This is a genomic window from Streptomyces carpinensis (assembly GCF_002154505.1).
GTDB classification, from domain to species: Bacteria; Actinomycetota; Actinomycetes; order Streptomycetales; family Streptomycetaceae; genus Streptomyces; species Streptomyces carpinensis.
In genome coordinates this window covers 473-1,122 of sequence record NZ_MUBM01000650.1, presented here as the reverse complement: position 1 = coordinate 1,122, position 650 = coordinate 473, and the positions used below count along the sequence as shown (strand labels likewise).

The following is a 650-nucleotide window of genomic DNA, read 5'->3' as shown; positions in this document are numbered from 1 at the left end:
GGCCCACGGCCGTCCGCTCGGCGCGGTCACGCAGCTCGCCGTAGGTCAGGCGGGCCCCGCCGACCTCCAGGGCCGGCTCGTCGGGGTGGGCGTCGGCAGTACGGGCGAACCACTCGTAGAGGGTGTGCGGAGTGTTCATCGGGCCGCCGCCTCCAGCGCGCGGGTCCACTGCCGCAGTTCGCCGACCGTGCGCACCCGGCCGAACTCCTCGGGGTCGATCTCCTGTCGGCACCGCTTGACCAGTTCCACGACGATCCGCAGCTTCGCCAGCGAGTCGATGCCGATGTCGGTGAGGGGGGAGTCGTCGTGGAAGCCGGTGCGGGCGTGTTCGCGCAGGACCCACGCGGCCAGGTCGTCCACCTCGCCGGGCCCGTCGTCGTGCCCCTCGCCCGGCCAGTACCGCCGGGTCTGCCAAGGGTAGGAGGGCAGCGGAACGTAGTGGCCGGGTGCGCCGAACACCGCCTCCCAGGCCGGCTCCTCGCCCGCCCGGTAGCGCTCGACGACGGACGACAACGGCCGACCGCCCAGCATCGGGGCGCCGGTGAGCGCGTCCGCCAGCTCCTCATGGGTGCGGCCGACGACCGCCGTGCGGTGTGCGTGGTGCCGGCGTCGGGTGGCGGCGCTGTAGCAGATGTCGCGCAGGGCGTACG

Annotated in this window: 1 protein-coding gene; it reads right to left on the bottom strand. The window is 74.2% G+C overall.

Annotated elements, in window-relative coordinates; all coding sequences use genetic code 11:
- Positions 1-135: 135 nt before the first annotated feature.
- Positions 136-650 (bottom strand): acyl carrier protein (locus tag BZY54_RS47510; protein WP_244217706.1); only part of this gene is annotated, 515 nt, incomplete at its 5' end.